General features: G+C 32.6%; 13 protein-coding genes and 1 pseudogene. 1 reads left to right on the forward strand and 13 read right to left on the reverse strand.

What is annotated here, in order from left to right; genetic code table 11:
- Positions 1 to 133: 133 nt before the first annotated feature.
- The 9 genes from BTO30_RS13820 to BTO30_RS13860 form a co-directional block, all read right to left on the reverse strand.
- On the reverse strand, positions 134 to 1,744 hold the full coding sequence (locus BTO30_RS13820; protein WP_075399304.1) for a hypothetical protein: 1,611 nt from the start codon (positions 1,742 to 1,744) through the stop codon (positions 134 to 136).
- Positions 1,745 to 1,854: 110 nt separating this feature from the next.
- Positions 1,855 to 2,295 (reverse strand): hypothetical protein, encoded by a 441-nt coding sequence (locus BTO30_RS13825; protein ID WP_075399305.1) that lies wholly within the window; start codon positions 2,293 to 2,295, stop codon positions 1,855 to 1,857.
- Positions 2,296 to 2,322: 27 nt separating this feature from the next.
- The gene (locus BTO30_RS13830) at positions 2,323 to 2,769 is read right to left on the reverse strand and encodes a helix-turn-helix domain-containing protein (protein WP_075399306.1); all 447 of its coding nucleotides are present in this window, start codon (positions 2,767 to 2,769) and stop codon (positions 2,323 to 2,325) included.
- A 175-nt stretch (positions 2,770 to 2,944) separates the two neighbouring features.
- Positions 2,945 to 4,018 (reverse strand): hypothetical protein, encoded by a 1,074-nt coding sequence (locus BTO30_RS13835; RefSeq protein WP_075399307.1) that lies wholly within the window; start codon positions 4,016 to 4,018, stop codon positions 2,945 to 2,947.
- A complete protein-coding gene (locus tag BTO30_RS13840; RefSeq protein ID WP_075399308.1) occupies positions 4,008 to 5,561 on the reverse strand; it encodes a TnsD family Tn7-like transposition protein in 1,554 nt (517 codons plus the stop codon). The genes BTO30_RS13835 and BTO30_RS13840 overlap by 11 nt, the downstream gene beginning before the upstream one ends.
- The gene (locus tag BTO30_RS13845; protein WP_075399309.1) at positions 5,555 to 7,060 is read right to left on the reverse strand and encodes an ATP-binding protein; all 1,506 of its coding nucleotides are present in this window, start codon (positions 7,058 to 7,060) and stop codon (positions 5,555 to 5,557) included. Before BTO30_RS13845 ends, BTO30_RS13840 begins: the two co-directional genes overlap by 7 nt.
- Positions 7,050 to 9,179, reverse strand: coding sequence for a Mu transposase C-terminal domain-containing protein (locus BTO30_RS13850; protein ID WP_075399310.1), 2,130 nt, complete (start codon positions 9,177 to 9,179; stop codon positions 7,050 to 7,052). The genes BTO30_RS13845 and BTO30_RS13850 overlap by 11 nt, the downstream gene beginning before the upstream one ends.
- 17 nt (positions 9,180 to 9,196) lie before the next feature.
- Positions 9,197 to 9,979, reverse strand: a complete 783-nt coding sequence (locus BTO30_RS13855; RefSeq protein WP_075399311.1) for a TnsA endonuclease N-terminal domain-containing protein — start codon at positions 9,977 to 9,979, stop codon at positions 9,197 to 9,199.
- Between the two features lie 392 nt (positions 9,980 to 10,371).
- Entirely contained in the window at positions 10,372 to 10,935 is a 564-nt protein-coding gene (locus BTO30_RS13860; protein WP_075399312.1) for a site-specific integrase, read from the reverse strand.
- Between the two features lie 245 nt (positions 10,936 to 11,180).
- Between BTO30_RS13860 and BTO30_RS13865 the strand changes: the two genes are divergently transcribed.
- Positions 11,181 to 11,618 carry a hypothetical protein gene (locus tag BTO30_RS13865; protein ID WP_075399313.1) on the forward strand — a complete coding sequence of 146 codons (438 nt, stop codon included), beginning with the start codon at positions 11,181 to 11,183 and terminating at the stop codon, positions 11,616 to 11,618.
- Positions 11,619 to 11,900: 282 nt separating this feature from the next.
- Here BTO30_RS13865 and BTO30_RS17275 read toward each other — a convergent pair whose 3' ends face one another.
- From BTO30_RS17275 to BTO30_RS17280, 4 genes and pseudogenes are all read right to left on the reverse strand, one after another.
- A complete protein-coding gene (locus BTO30_RS17275) occupies positions 11,901 to 12,065 on the reverse strand; it encodes a hypothetical protein (RefSeq protein WP_158023605.1) in 165 nt (54 codons plus the stop codon).
- Positions 12,066 to 12,313: 248 nt separating this feature from the next.
- A pseudogene (locus BTO30_RS18040) lies at positions 12,314 to 12,694 on the reverse strand (four helix bundle protein).
- Positions 12,695 to 12,730: 36 nt separating this feature from the next.
- Positions 12,731 to 13,024 (reverse strand): hypothetical protein, encoded by a 294-nt coding sequence (locus tag BTO30_RS13875; RefSeq protein WP_075399314.1) that lies wholly within the window; start codon positions 13,022 to 13,024, stop codon positions 12,731 to 12,733.
- A 707-nt stretch (positions 13,025 to 13,731) separates the two neighbouring features.
- Positions 13,732 to 14,547 (reverse strand): hypothetical protein (locus BTO30_RS17280; RefSeq protein ID WP_158023607.1); only part of this gene is annotated, 816 nt, incomplete at its 5' end.

Genomic DNA, 14,547 nt, shown 5'->3' on the forward strand with positions numbered 1-14,547 from the left:
AGTATTTTGTTTTGATTTTGCTATGGGTTTGATTTATGGCAAAAGGGTATATTTTGGGTTTACATAGTTACAGGAACATAGGGTTAAGGGAATAGGATAACCCCAAGCCTCAGTTAATAAATTTAATTAACAATTAGTTATGAAGTAACTTTTCCTCTAAAAATTCAATAAAAAGTATTGCATCATTTAGGACATTTTCAAAAACCTCAGCAAAATTTCCGTTCTGCAAATTGAACCTTTCAGATGCTTTTTTATAACCTTTTCCTTTTCGATGCCCAGAGCCAGTTGACCTCAACTCCTGTAGATTTCTCAAAAATTTAATATGGGGTTCGTATTCTGTTACATTTTGTTCTTGGAAAAATCTTTCCAGTCTTGAAATACTACCTTTGATATCTTCTGAACTACTTATTAACTTGTTTAAACCTTTTTCATTTAAGGAATCAATTAAAGTTTTTACCATTGAAAGTACCAATCCATCAAATTCTACTTGTGAATTTGATATTGGTATTCTTAAATGCTCAAAATTATATTTGTCTTCCTCTGTAAGCTCTAAAAAAAGCTCCCATTGGAATTTTTTTGACCAGTTCTTTTTAAATAAAGTAAAAATTTGTTTAAATTTCATATCTGCAATCTCTGGGTCAGCAAATTGGGCAAGAAAATCCCTTTTAAATTTAGTCTTACTTAATTTACCATCAGGGACAATATTGAAACTTTTCCAGTACATTTGTTCTTTATGTGGAATATCCGTTCCCAAATCTCCAAGATAAACAGAAACGTAGTCTTTATTTAAATTATCAACTCTTAAAATCCATAAGCCTTGACAGCGAATATGACCATCATTTATTTCATATAGCTCTGGCTTAGCATAGTATTTAGTCAAGACATCTTTTGAAAAATATACTGGCGTTAAATAGTGCGGGGAATCTGGATTTGCTCCAAAGTAATTGCTCAATTTTTCTGGATTACAAGTAAACTTCACCTCATTCCCATCTTCATCGATACCTACAATAAACTCTTCATATTCCTTTTTTTTATCATAAGGCCAGTATCCACTTTCTTCTACTGAAACACCAAAAATAATTTTCTTACCATGAATAATTGAATATGCTTTTTTATCTTCTACTGTTGAATCGTAGTTATTTGAATAATAGTCGAAACAACAATCTGAACCATCATAACGCTCTATAGCAGGTACTAAGTTCAATTCCTCTAACGATTCCGTTGAATCATATCTTATATCAAAAAATAGGGCAATTCCCATCTGCTTCACGGCCGCATATCGTTTTAAGTAATTCAACTTGATAAAAACGTTATTATCTTCAACCCTTACTACTGACTCCAACTCGCCATTTTCAGAGACCTTAATATATAATCCTTGTTTGGAATCGAAATATAGATTATTAAGCAAACGAAATTCCTCTGATATCTCTATACTTGATTCTTTAATTCCATGAAAGTCTCGTTCTATGATAAGTGGCTCTACTTGAGAACCTGAGAATCTATCATACTGGTAATTATTCTTTATGTTTCCAACAAAACCTGGTGAAATAGTTACTCCCATACTTAGGTCCCAATCAGTTCTTTTTAGAGATTTTTCAATATCTTTATTTGGTATTAAACCGACCCAGAATAGACCATCGGCCCCATGCATTTCTCTATGACCACAAACCTGGACCCATAATTCTTTACCAAATTGATTACGAATATAATTCATATTTTCTACTTGCAATATATTTCCCTTCATAAATCCTCCAAAAATGTATTTAATATAATTGTTTTAGCTTTTCCTCTTTTATTTTGTTACTATCATTTCACAAAAATTTTTATCTCTTAAAAATTGTTTTTTATGGGACTTTATTGTTTCTTGTTATTTAACATAGCAGACGCTACTACCGACACAACAGCAACCCCTGCGGTATATACAACTTTCTTCTCTTTAGAGTACAATAGTCTGTCCATCCATAATAACCGTCTTACTCTTCTTATTTCTTGTAAAATATCAGCTTTATCTAAACCCTTTATATCTTTTTCCAACAGTCCATACAGTTTGTCCATTTCTCTTTCCAGTCTGTCTGAATATTTTTCATGAGATGACTTTATGTCATTTAAGTATCTTGTTGATAATTCAGAGAAGTTCGGAATTTTGTCAACGAGTTGTTGAAGAGATTCTTTAGGTAACTTACTTAAATTATCAATCAGAATACCTAATTGCTTAGGATTGGCGATTTCAGAAACACTTGATACTCCAACTTTAGATAAAACCTTTTCAATCTTTTTTTCATCTTTATTTTCCACAACAAACACTCCTCTAAAAAATTTAAATTATTTATCCCGTTTACTTATTTCATCTTGAAATTTTTGAAGCTCTAATATTTCTTCATCAATCTCTAACATTTTCATTTGAAATTCTAATTCCATTTTCCTTTTTTTCCGTTTCAATGATTCCAAATGATAATTTATATCTTTTACGGAGAGTTCTTTTTCCGCAACCTTTTCAGATTCATTAAGGTTTTTCTTTGTTATCATTTTAATAATCGTTTCTCCAGCAATCGCACCGACTCCACTTATTAATGGAAGCAATGAAGCCATTTTTCCTATAGAGGAACTCGTTGTAGATGCTTTTTGATGAATCAATTTCATTAAATCCTCTTTCTCTACAAGATAACTTTTCCCCTCTTGTATCGCTTTAAGGTCTCCTGTACGAATCCATCTACGTACGGTTTCTTCAGAAACACTTAGCATTTCACTAATTTCTTTTGTTGTAAGCACTATTTATCACTTCCATTTATTTCTTATAAACACATAATACACACATGTGTGTGTATGTGTCAATATTGATTTCTAAAAATTAATTCTTTAAAGACAATTCAAATAAACCCTTTTTAAGTCATAAAAGCAAAAAGGGTGACAAGTTGTATTTGTCACCCTACGTCAATTAAATATCTCATTCATTTTGTTTAGTTAGTTGTTCAATAGCTCTAATTAATTGCTCTTCATTAAAATCAGTACCATAGCATTTCTTTTCCTTTTCGTGAATCTCCCAAAACTTTTCAAACTCTGTTTCAAAATGTTCATGTTCAATTGGATTATGGTAAATAAAGAAATACTTTGGCTTCTTTACATCTTTGTACTTCTTTGAATGGTCAATCAAAAAGTAGATTGGTCCAGAACTTGCTCCTCCAGTAAAGAGTGTTGCGTTTAATCGTGGAATATTCATCGAATAGATATCAAACTCACACTCTTCATTATTCTTAATTAAAGAAAATGAAAGAGTTGGTGAATTAGAAAAACGACCTAACTCAACTTTAAAAGAATAACCTTCAGATGCCAGAGCATCAGTAAATTCCTTCTTTTCCTGAAGTTCATCAAACAGATAATTTATTTCCTCGAATTCATCTGCATAAAAAGTAGCCCATGCTTCTTTTTCTTCGACCTCTGCTATTTCCAATGTGTCTAATATATCATCATAAAAAGAATCAAAAGGATTTCTTTTATCTTTATTCGTCTTAAACTCGTCATAAAAAAATGTGGATATAAACTCTAAGGCATTATTAATTACTGATAAAATCTCATGAAAGTCGATTGACTTATCAATTCCAAAATGAGTTACCTTATTTCTTAAGTAGCCCATGGCTTCTAAATTTTTATATTCACTTTCAGAAATATCAAAGATACTTCTAAGCCTCTTGATACAATCAATATAATCAATAGTAATAATATTGATTTGGTCAGAAATAGCATACCAATCCATCGGTATATCTCTTTCATTTTCTCTTTTATGCTTTAATAAGTCTAAAAGCAGTGGATTGGATAAATCCTTATATATTAATAATTCATTTTGATTACTTAATGCTTTTTTGCTAAATAGCTCCAAACAGTTATGAATACAGATAACAGCCATTTTTAAATAACCTGGATTAGATGAATCATATTTGTCCTCAAGCAATAAATATTTATTATAATGTTCCAAACCAAATTTCAGGGAATCAATCCCGTTGTCCAATAATTCAAGTCTCATTTTTAAAATCCACCTTATAACTTTGAAGTTCTACTCTATTATAGTCATTTAATATTCTTTCTATTTCTTTTTTTATGTCCTGATTCCCTTCCCCAAACCCTGCATATAATTGAATTTTATATACAGTCAACCTTTGTCCATTCTTTATCATTTCATTTATCGCCCATTTTATCTTTCTTATCCGATAACTCTGTATATCTTCGGTTACTTCCTTTAGATATTTTCCAGTTTTAACGAGTTTTGGGTGATGGAAACTTCGCTTAATACCAACTGCATATCTGATACTCCTTGGAGTAATTCTTATTGGTTTTCCCTCTGCCTTTAGAATCGTTTCCACCGCTTGTTGAGCCAACTGCAAATATTCTTCATCTCTTTTTTCCCAATCTACCGTAGCAGTCCTTTTCTTTCTTTTTTCAACTTTAGGAGTTACCTCGTTATACCAATTCCAGTCGTGAGTATAAATCCAAGTATGAAGCCCCTTACCTATTTCCTTTAGTTGACTCCTGTTCGCTCCTGGATTCTCTTCAACGAGCTTCAACCACGCTTTACGTCTTTCTTCAATAGAAAATAAAGGGCTACGATTGATTGTTATTGAACACTTACCAATTACATTATCAGTATTAAATAATGTTTGAACATCGACATTTAAAAACTGTAGGAAAAGAAGATGCCGTAGTGGACTTCTATTTTTGTTATTGCTTCTTACAAATATTCTGAGCCAATTGGCTTCCTGCTCCAAATTCACTTCACTTTGCATAAGCTCTAAATAATCTGAAGGGTAGTATTTCATAAAAGCCTCTAACAACCTATCTATATAGAGACTACCCATATTTGAAGCTAATTGTTTCTCTCTCAACCTATCAATATAAAACTGGATAATAAAAGATAAATCAAGTCTGTTCTGATTATGAAATAACAAATAGGAGGCATTTTTCATGTACTTTAAATTAAGTGCTTTGAAATTAGTTGTGTGCACATCTTCCACCAATTCAGAATTACATACCTCTTCATCTGCACATATATAAGCATTTCTACTTTCTGTTATTAAAACATTACTGTCTTTATAAAGAACTTTATGGATTGGACAATATATCGCACCTGGAATTTGTGGGAGTCTACGCCAACAACTTTCACCATATTGTTCCATATCACTTTGAAAACATAAGGGACAGTATCTCAATACATTGCTCGGCTTTACTTTGCTCCCACCTAATCCAACCATACTTTCGATTGCTTTTCCGCTCTTTCTCCTCATACAATCAAATATCAACTTAGATTTTTGATTTGATAAAAATGCAGTGTAGTATGGATACATTGTATGATTCTGTATCAGTTCCTCAACTGTTATCTTTGAATTTGGAGGAAGATTAGCTACAAATGCACTTAAATTTTGTGGCAACCAAACTGACTTCCTTCCCTCTAACCTATCAAATAAATCTCTTTCAAATGCCTGTTTGCTTATCATCCCACACATATTTTTATAACGAGAAAAAATTGAAACTAATAATTCATCTTGAAACAATACTGGCAAGAAATTCAACATTTTATACTACCTTCTTCTTGCCAGAAACTCATGTCATCCACATATCCATTTTCCACTAATAGTTGGTAAACAGTTTTCTCACCTTTACTCGCTTCTTTCCACAGTCCCCGTAAATCATCTTCTGTATAATCTAAAACTTGTTTTACTTCTGGCTCTGTTGAGGATTTAGTTGCTTTCGGAATTTCTTTTGTGTCTTGTTGAGCCTTACTGACCTTCTCTATTGTTGACGTTGATGTTGATTTCTCTTTCCTTGGTGCAGAAGCATCGGTAAGTTCAAGTCTTCTTAAATCCTCAAATTGTGCAATTTTATAAGGATTTTTAGATTTTATAGCTTCAATCATGGGTTTCATTAATTTAAAGTGCTCTTTTGCTACCCTCTTAACCATGCTTACTGTAAACTCCTCTTTTCCATTAGCGATACATTCTTTTTGCACGTTTATAAATAATTTCAAAATTAAATCAGATATCCCCTGTGTTTCTTCATAAAACACTTTGACCATTTCCTCTGTTAAAGGAACAACTTTACGATTCCACTGATATTTCCATATTGATTCTAAGAAAAAATGAAATTCATTATTACTCTCCATGTTGTTCCATATAATTTCTCCATTACCCGATACCCTTCTTGATATTCTGAATTCTTGCTGAAATATTGCATAAGAAGCTGGAGTACCAATAAAAAGTACAGGAACACCAAATGAGTTCATGAGTGTAACGAAGTAATTCATCATTTGTTGTATTCCTCGGTTCTGCAAATGTTGAATTTCATCAATTATAAGCATCCCTAAGCCTATATTATTGGCAACCTGCCCCATTAAGGGGAGCATCAAATCAACGGAGGAATTTTTGGATATATGCTTTCGGTAGTTATTTGTACCAAGAAGTTCATCTACTTTCATAAAAAACTGTAGCGTCAATGCCTTTAGACTTGAATTATGCGGAGTCTGTAGAGTTAAATGTGATAACTGAATTTGATTAAAATGCTGACCATTATACTGATTGTGAACAAGGAGTTGTGGAATATTATTCAGTACACGATTAATTGAACTTGATTTACCAACACCACTGTAGCCTATTAGAGTGGCACAACTTGCTGTAGTTCTAAAATTAGTCCTTGTATTAATATCAAAGGTACGGTTTATAATTTGTTTACCAGTTTGATTTACATATCTCCTATAATCAGCATCAAAGGGGTTTCGAGCCACATATCCCTGATAAATCAATGAAAATACCATATTCCAGATGTCAACGTGAATCGGCAATGGTTGAAACAATTTGTAAAGTCTATAAATCATATGTAGTCTATATGAACAATCCAAATTTCTTTCCTCTTCCTTGAAAGGTATAGGCAACATCAACTTTTTAATAATCGTTTGCTTATCCATCAGGGGAGGAAGTGCCTGAATAAAAGGATTAGTATTGTATTCTTCCAAAGGAAATCCGTTATAGGAAGCCTCAACAGCTTCCATTCCATTATCGAGAAATATTTTATTCGTCATCGCTACATTCCTCCAAATCTCTAAACATAGCAAACTCGTCTACTTCCTCTAAAGGTTCATCAAAAACTGCTATCATTTCCCTTTCCTTCTTTGCCTTCTCACGTTGCAACAATCGTTCATTCTTTTGGTTTTCCTTGATGCCTTTAAGTCTTTGGGTTTTACTCTTGCTATAGTCCCTTTCTGCTTCCGTTTTTTCTCTCGCCTCCTTTACAATGTCTTCTATCTCGATAAAAAGTTTCATTTTTTCTTGCAGTTCCCTTTCTTTACCCTCTTTTTCAAGTTCTTTCTCATAGTTTTTTATCTGTTCAATCTCCGCTTCACCTTTACCTGAATACATGGATAAATGCTCTAAAAGACTAAATTTAAACGGTCCCTCTCCATGCTCGTCAAACACAAGAACATCCGACAAATCTGTAGGATTGAAGCAAACTTTCACCTTCCAATTCCCTTTAATCCTTGCCTTTTGAAACCAATTATTTTCCAAGGCATATTTTGAAGCATAGAGCATTTTTTTAAATGACAATCCCTTGGGAGTTATTAGCCCCGAATGGGAGGGAAGTAAATGTGTTTTTATAACTTTCTCTGGTAATATCCTCAATTGCCCTTTTTTATATTTAAGTCCATGCTCCCATAATCTAATAGGAATTTTCTCTACACCATTCTCAATCATTGACTCTTCTAAAATATAATCCGATAAGACATGGTGGTTATTATGAAACAAAATACATTTGATAATAACCTTAGTAAAATCTTCAATCGTCATCGATGATTTCAACCTATAATCCATTCCTTCACCACGTTCTCTTTTACTATTTCCACCAATAACCGCACCATCAACAAAAGGTAATATCTTGATATTAGTTTGGTTGAACGCCTGTTCGATGATTCCTTTATAATCTGCGTGGTAGGAGGCTGTCTGCTGTATTGTTATCGCTAAATTTTCTACAGCATCGTTTATATATCCATTTACAAGCTCTCCTCTGTCCGAAAGAACACGATTTGGAACACAATATGGAAACTCATTATCCTGAATTTCGATACCATATTTTTTACAAAGTTCTTTTTTAGATGTCATGCTATTTGCAAGGGCTACCATCGCACCAGAGTACGAGTTTAATGATTCAAAAGTTAAATTGAACCCAACAATAACCCTTGAGTAAACATCAACAACTAAAAACAATATCGGTCTCCCAACAATAATGTCCCTATTGAAAGAAGACACGAGATGGCAATCAAAAATTGTTGAATCAATTTGGAATACTTCACCAGTACCTAATTCAGCATCTTGCGTTGAACTACCGATTATTGCTCTGTAATTTTGCTGATACACTCTCGTTCCTTCTCTTTTAATAATCTCTCGCTTACTGTCATTTAGTGATTTTCTAAACCAGTAAAGAAACTGTTCATAAGTTGGTAGGTTTTTTATATCAGCAAGAACAGGTATCTTAACCCCGTTTTCATCAATTACTTCATTTACGAAGAAATCTTTTAAGGTCAATTCAAAAGCAGTTTTCAAACTATTTTTTCGGGAATTATAATAGTAGCGGTTTAATCCGATTTTAAAAACCTTCATAATCTTTTCATCAATATTGATTCCCGCATTTTCTCCGTTTTTCCGAGGGCGGCCACGTTTTCTCTCTCCTACTTTTCGTTCTTTCCCTCTTGCACCACATCTAAAGTAGTTTGGTAACAAACCGCTTTTGGTTTGCCCCCCTTTAAAATACTTAATTAAGATATTTTTCAATCCATTGTAACTGATATTGAAAATAGACATTGTTTCCTTCATCGCCTTTTGACGATACTTACTTATAAACATACGTTCTTCATCAGCTAATTTATTTTTGAAAAAAGTTATTGTCTCCCAAGCCTGGTCTCTTTTCTGCTTTTCAAGTTTATTTAACTCTTCCTCTGAAACAGCTCGGATATAATTATCTTCATTTAGTTCAATTATTTCTTTGTCTTTGTAAGCAGTTAGAAAATCCTCTTTGAATATTGGATATGACCATCTATTACTGTCCATATCAATGACGTATATAATAGAAGTAATCTGATTAATATAAAGAACTCTAATCACTTTACCGCTTCCATATTTAAACAGCATATTCTCTGCCAGTTTCACAATACTCCCTCCTGTCGCTACAAAATAATATCTGTTGCTTTTTGAGAAAAGTTAATCTTTTCTTCCATCTTCACTTTGATTTCTTTCTTTGCGATTAAATACCGAAAAAGATATAATCCCGTTCCATCAGCAACCACTTCAGACTTATCAAATAGTTCCAATAACTCCTTTAAAGGAGTTTCCATATTATTCAGCAGATATTTAAGCAGAACATGGGATAATGGTTCTTTATCTGCCACTCCATCATCTAATAACGTTTCTCTAACCCACTCGATATTTTTGCAAACCTGTCTTGGTAATTGTTTTTCAGTAACTATTTTCCATTCAATTCCTCTTTGCATCCAATAACGTCTTTCTATTTCAAGTTTCTCCAAAGTAATCTTCTTATTTAATTCAGATGTATTCTTAACTGTTCTTGCAATTAATTTCCCCTCACCGTCTGGTTCTTTGACAGTTAAAAGAAAATTTGTACATATAACTAACTGTTCACCCTCTTTATTTTTAAACTTGTCAAACCTTAAATCTTCTTTATTATCAATAACCTCCATTACATCCAGAAGGGGGTAGCTCTCTCTGAGGTCCAGCACATTACTGTTCCACTCGCATATGAGAAAAAATCTTAACTGATTATCTGATTGCAAATGGTGAATTCTTTTTGTCTTAATGCCCAGAATACGTGATGCTCTTCCTTTGCTTGAATAGTCTGAAATTCTAACCCAAGGCTGATAACCCTTTCCAGCCCCTTGTCCTCTTCCCTCTTTTAATAATTTTTTTATCTTAGATTGATTGAAGTTAGCCATGATAATTACCTCCAAATGAATTACTATAGACAAAAAAAGAAGCATTCTGTATTATCGGCAATCTAACTGGTTTTTTTTACCAATTAAATACCTTAATACAAAATGCTTCTTTCCCAATACAGATATTTTATTAAAGTCAAAACATTATTTTGAGATTTCTACGACTCTATTTTATCAATGCCATACACGATGTTCAATATAAATGATTCCCTTTTATTACATGAAAGTTTTCAAATAATATGAAAAAATAATTTCAAAAATAATCATTTAACTATCGCCCAACAATTCCATTGTATTTCCAATAAGCCATTTGTCTATTCGGGATTTCCTAATAGAATTAATCATACTCTACCCAATTTTGCCGAGTTTCTTCTATTATATATGTACAAAACTTATAAATTAAGATTCATATAGACATCATCAAGGTCTTCTTGCGTAATACCTAAATATTTCTTCGTGTTAGCAATACTTGAATGATTTAATGCTTCCATAATAAGAGCAAGTGATACACCACTTTTGTAAGCCCAGTACCCCCAAGTTTTCCTGCATGAATGAGTTGATATAGGTTCTTTAATCCCTATGTAGTCTCCTGCTTTTGAAAGGATTAAAGAAGCCTGTTGACGAGTAATTGGCTTGTTTCCCTTTCGACTAAAAAACAAAAAAGATTCCTGTTCTGGATTATATTCTTTTATGTATTCCTTTATTGCCTTTTGTAAATTTTCTGTGATGGGAAATCTCTTATACTTTCCTGTTTTTTCTTCATGGAGTTTAATAAACTCTTTTGGCTTTTTCCCATCCCAAATATCTTGAACTTTCAATTTTAAAATATCTGAAATACGAAGAGCACTGGAAATACCAACCATAAACATTAAATAGTCCCTTTTGCTTTTCTCTCTTAAATACATTTTCATGAGTTCTAACTGTTTTTTATCTCTAATCGGGCTAACTACGTTCATACGAGTCACCTCTATATTAATATTACTTAATGCATCTGTAGTATATATTATGTCATATTTAAACTCAAGAGAAATTTGGTAAGATGAAGAAACCTTAATAAATCAACATTCATGACTTTACATAATGTTATTGTGTCATATTCATTTATTTATCAAAAATATTCTACTTAAAACATTGCAACCAGCTTTAACATATGTTATACTACATATGTATTATAACATATGTTAAAAAGGATGTGTTTTCAATGACTTTCCCTACTTTTGAAGATTTCATTAATGAGTACAAAAAGTATCAAAAATTTTTAGATAGTGATTCAGCTAAGGAAGTATATGATTTTTTACGTGAAGAAGATAATGTGTTTAGACTTATTAACTCCAATAACAACGGAAAAAATGCTTTATTTGGTGTACTACCTGATTTAGAATCGAATTTCCAAAATAAAAGTGACTTTGATTTTAATGAAGGGTTTGTAAAACAATGTGTCGGTTCAATGGTTAAATTTATTTTGGGTCAATTCGGCTATCATGCCACTGTTCAAAGGGATATGCCAAAAGGCTCATTCATTTACTTTACATCCTCCATGCGATATGAGTATAGGGAAGGGACAGAAAAATTCAAGTTGATTCAGAAATTTGAAATTGTTCCGATTACTGATTCTGAACATAAAAAAGAGGAGAAATAACCAGCTCCTCAATCTAATTTCAATTTGAATACTACAATTCAAAGTTCTGTTGTACTCAAATTAATAAGTGAGAACTGAATTTCTATGGCACTGGGAAACTTCGTCATAAAATCAGCTGTTTGGGTTTGAGTACAGCAGAAATCTTTTTCTGTGTCAGTCAAAAAATCACTCAATTCCCTTTGTCGTTTCGCAGAAGCATTTTCATGTCCAAGAGCCGATATTCCTGATAATCAAATTCGAGAACTAATTGAAATGACATAGTAGGGAAAACTGATGTTATCCTCATACATTTTTATCCTTCCTCTCAAACCAACACTTCTTTTTATTCATTTCATTTAATAAATCCAACGCCTTTTTATTTTCCTTTACAATAGGATGACTCATATCAGCCACAGTCATCTTTCTGCGATTTGGATTACTACTCACTTTGTTTCTCTCTAATGCCATATAAACTCCCCTCCTCTATTTAGAAATGAAAAAATAAATTCTTTTACTTTTTAGCCATCTTAGATATCCAAGAAGTTCCTTTATGTCTTTTTTTCCGCCATCAGATTGATATTCTAATTCACTTTGCAACTCTTGAAGAAATTCTTCAAAAGTTACCTCATGTTCCTTTTCGTTCTTATTAATAATCTAACTGTTTTTCACCATATGAAAATGTAGGTTCATAATGGGTATTAGGGGGAGCAAGTAGTCTAAGCTACTTCATTATTCTTCAGTAGTTTCATCATAGATATAAGTATTCTAATGATTTCTTGTGTAAGTTCATCAGCCTGAGTAAATTGTTTCTGGGATATATAGGAGTTTTGCAAAGAAGTCTCTAACCAATATCTTAATTCGTTTGCTGAACCCAATCCATTATTAATAAAATTAATTTCTTTTAAATGGTAAATTTACCCATTCCCTTCCGATAGATTAGCCCCGATACTTGTACAACAACGAATTGTCTGCGATACCATCATGTATTTCTCCTCGATAGGATACTGTTTCACAAGTTGATATATGATTTTATTCAGCTCCATACACTTCTTATAAACTATCAAACTCTTTGGGTTCTTCACTCTAATTTCATCCATCTTATTTGCCACTTTTCCTTCCTCCTTCAATTTTCATTATGCTGTTCTGTATAAACTTTCAAGTTTTCTAATATGGACTGTTATATCCTGATGTAACTTCTCTTTTATCCTAATTTCAATACCAACTGTAATTTCTGCTAATTTGAATCGAATTTCTTCCAGTTCCTCAATCATGTAACCTACAAAGGAAGTTTCCAGAAATGCCTCTTTCAAATCTTTAACTTTCTCCTGCAATTGCTCCAGCACTTCTACATCAAGGCTATGAAGTGAATTGAGACACAGCGATTTTTCCAGTTGGTCTATGTCTAATTTAATTTGCTCAATAGTCATTCCAACAGCTCCTTTCATTGAGAACGATAAATCTCATTTATACTATTCCTGCTATTAATCTTTTTTCTTATAAATCAATTATAAGAAATGAACGATGGAGAAACTATAGCAGAACTGTTCTATACCGTCTGACCCCCATAGAAGTATGTTTTAAACACTATTCGGAAATCCGTTTATGCTACATAAAGTTCTTTTGTTACCAAAAGAACCTGCCAACAAAACCATCAAATGTAGGTGTCGAATTCCAAATGAATCAAGGGATTTTAACTAAAGTCCGCTACATATGGATTAACCTGGTGGTATCTAATAAGACACTGCAAAATATTTCTTACTAAGAAAACTCTTGTTGCCCAAAATACAATTTGAGGCAAACCGATTTCAATTTAGTGACATTAGGCTGTTTGTTGGTTTTTCTTGTCTTAATTGTTTAGTTATCATCAGCTTTTGTCTTTTGATATTTCCAAATCATTTTAGATTAAGTTGAATAAGACGAATAGTAGCCTTTAAAGGCGAAAAAAGTTCAATGAAATAAACATAAAATTTTGATTAGTTTTTTGATATTTGTCTATAGTAAAATGTGTAGTTTGTTTAGAGATTTTAAGACTTTGCTTAAAACATGATATAGTAGTTTTATTTATGCAGTCAGCGTAGTTACGCCAGAGGTGTAGCGATTCCCTACTCTCCTCCAGCACAAAAAAACCTGCCAATCAATCAGCAGGTTCGAGGTCATAGTCATAATATAAGTGTCTCTCCAAGGATTCCTCCAATAATTGTTCCCAAATAGACATGGGATTTACATATACTTTTTTGGCAAATGCTTCACTAAAGCACAGCTCCACTTTCTTCTTTGAAATCAGAGACATACTCGTAATACCATGCTCACTTAATCTCTCTACACGTTCTTCTGCTTCCGATAGAATTTGGTGATTAAGAACAGGAATGCTAAAAAAATTGACCAACCTAAATTCATTTCGCCCTCCTCTGATAGCTTTGGCTACACTCATTAAGCTATTAGGAATATCCTCTTCTCTTAGCTTTTGTATTAATCCTAATACTGTGAACATGTTAATTGCTCGGCTACATATCGTTTGGTCTCTTCCTACTATCTTTTCCATATGCGTAGTGGACTGAAAAAAGATATTTTCACCTTTAAAACTATGCTCCTTTTCCAAGATATGCTTAACTCCCCAATCGTTAAGATGCTCCAGCAAGGGCAAATAACTTTTAATAAAACTAAACAAATTCGGGAAATCTCTTTGTATCTCAACATCTGCACGTTGGAGGATATCCATATTTTTTTCATACTTTTCCTCTTGTAAGATTTCCCACTGTCTCTCTGAATAAACGATACCTAAATCGGAAGTCAATCTTCTTCTGGCATTATTCATGCTATAAACAGTGCCAATTTCAACTCCTTCACGTATTTCAATCAAGTCAAAGATATTCAATCCATGAACCGTATGCTTTTCTGCATCTTTAGAATAGCATCTATAGACATCTTTTGTCATTTCCGAGTTTAAAAT

It is taken from the genome of Domibacillus antri (genome assembly GCF_001936625.1).
Taxonomy (GTDB): domain Bacteria; phylum Bacillota; class Bacilli; order Bacillales; family Domibacillaceae; genus Domibacillus; species Domibacillus antri.

Coding starts and splice junctions, on each gene's coding strand:
- BTO30_RS13820 (WP_075399304.1), bottom strand. CDS start 1,744: ATGAAGGGAAATATATTGCAAGTAGAAAATATGAATTATATTCGTAAT.
- BTO30_RS13835 (WP_075399307.1), bottom strand. CDS start 4,018: ATGAGACTTGAATTATTGGACAACGGGATTGATTCCCTGAAATTTGGT.
- BTO30_RS13840 (WP_075399308.1), bottom strand. CDS start 5,561: ATGTTGAATTTCTTGCCAGTATTGTTTCAAGATGAATTATTAGTTTCA.
- BTO30_RS13845 (WP_075399309.1), bottom strand. CDS start 7,060: ATGACGAATAAAATATTTCTCGATAATGGAATGGAAGCTGTTGAGGCT.
- BTO30_RS13855 (WP_075399311.1), bottom strand. CDS start 9,979: ATGGCTAACTTCAATCAATCTAAGATAAAAAAATTATTAAAAGAGGGA.
- BTO30_RS13860 (WP_075399312.1), bottom strand. CDS start 10,935: ATGAACGTAGTTAGCCCGATTAGAGATAAAAAACAGTTAGAACTCATG.
- BTO30_RS13865 (WP_075399313.1), top strand. CDS start 11,181: ATGACTTTCCCTACTTTTGAAGATTTCATTAATGAGTACAAAAAGTAT.
- BTO30_RS17275 (WP_158023605.1), bottom strand. CDS start 12,065: ATGGCATTAGAGAGAAACAAAGTGAGTAGTAATCCAAATCGCAGAAAG.
- BTO30_RS13875 (WP_075399314.1), bottom strand. CDS start 13,024: ATGACTATTGAGCAAATTAAATTAGACATAGACCAACTGGAAAAATCG.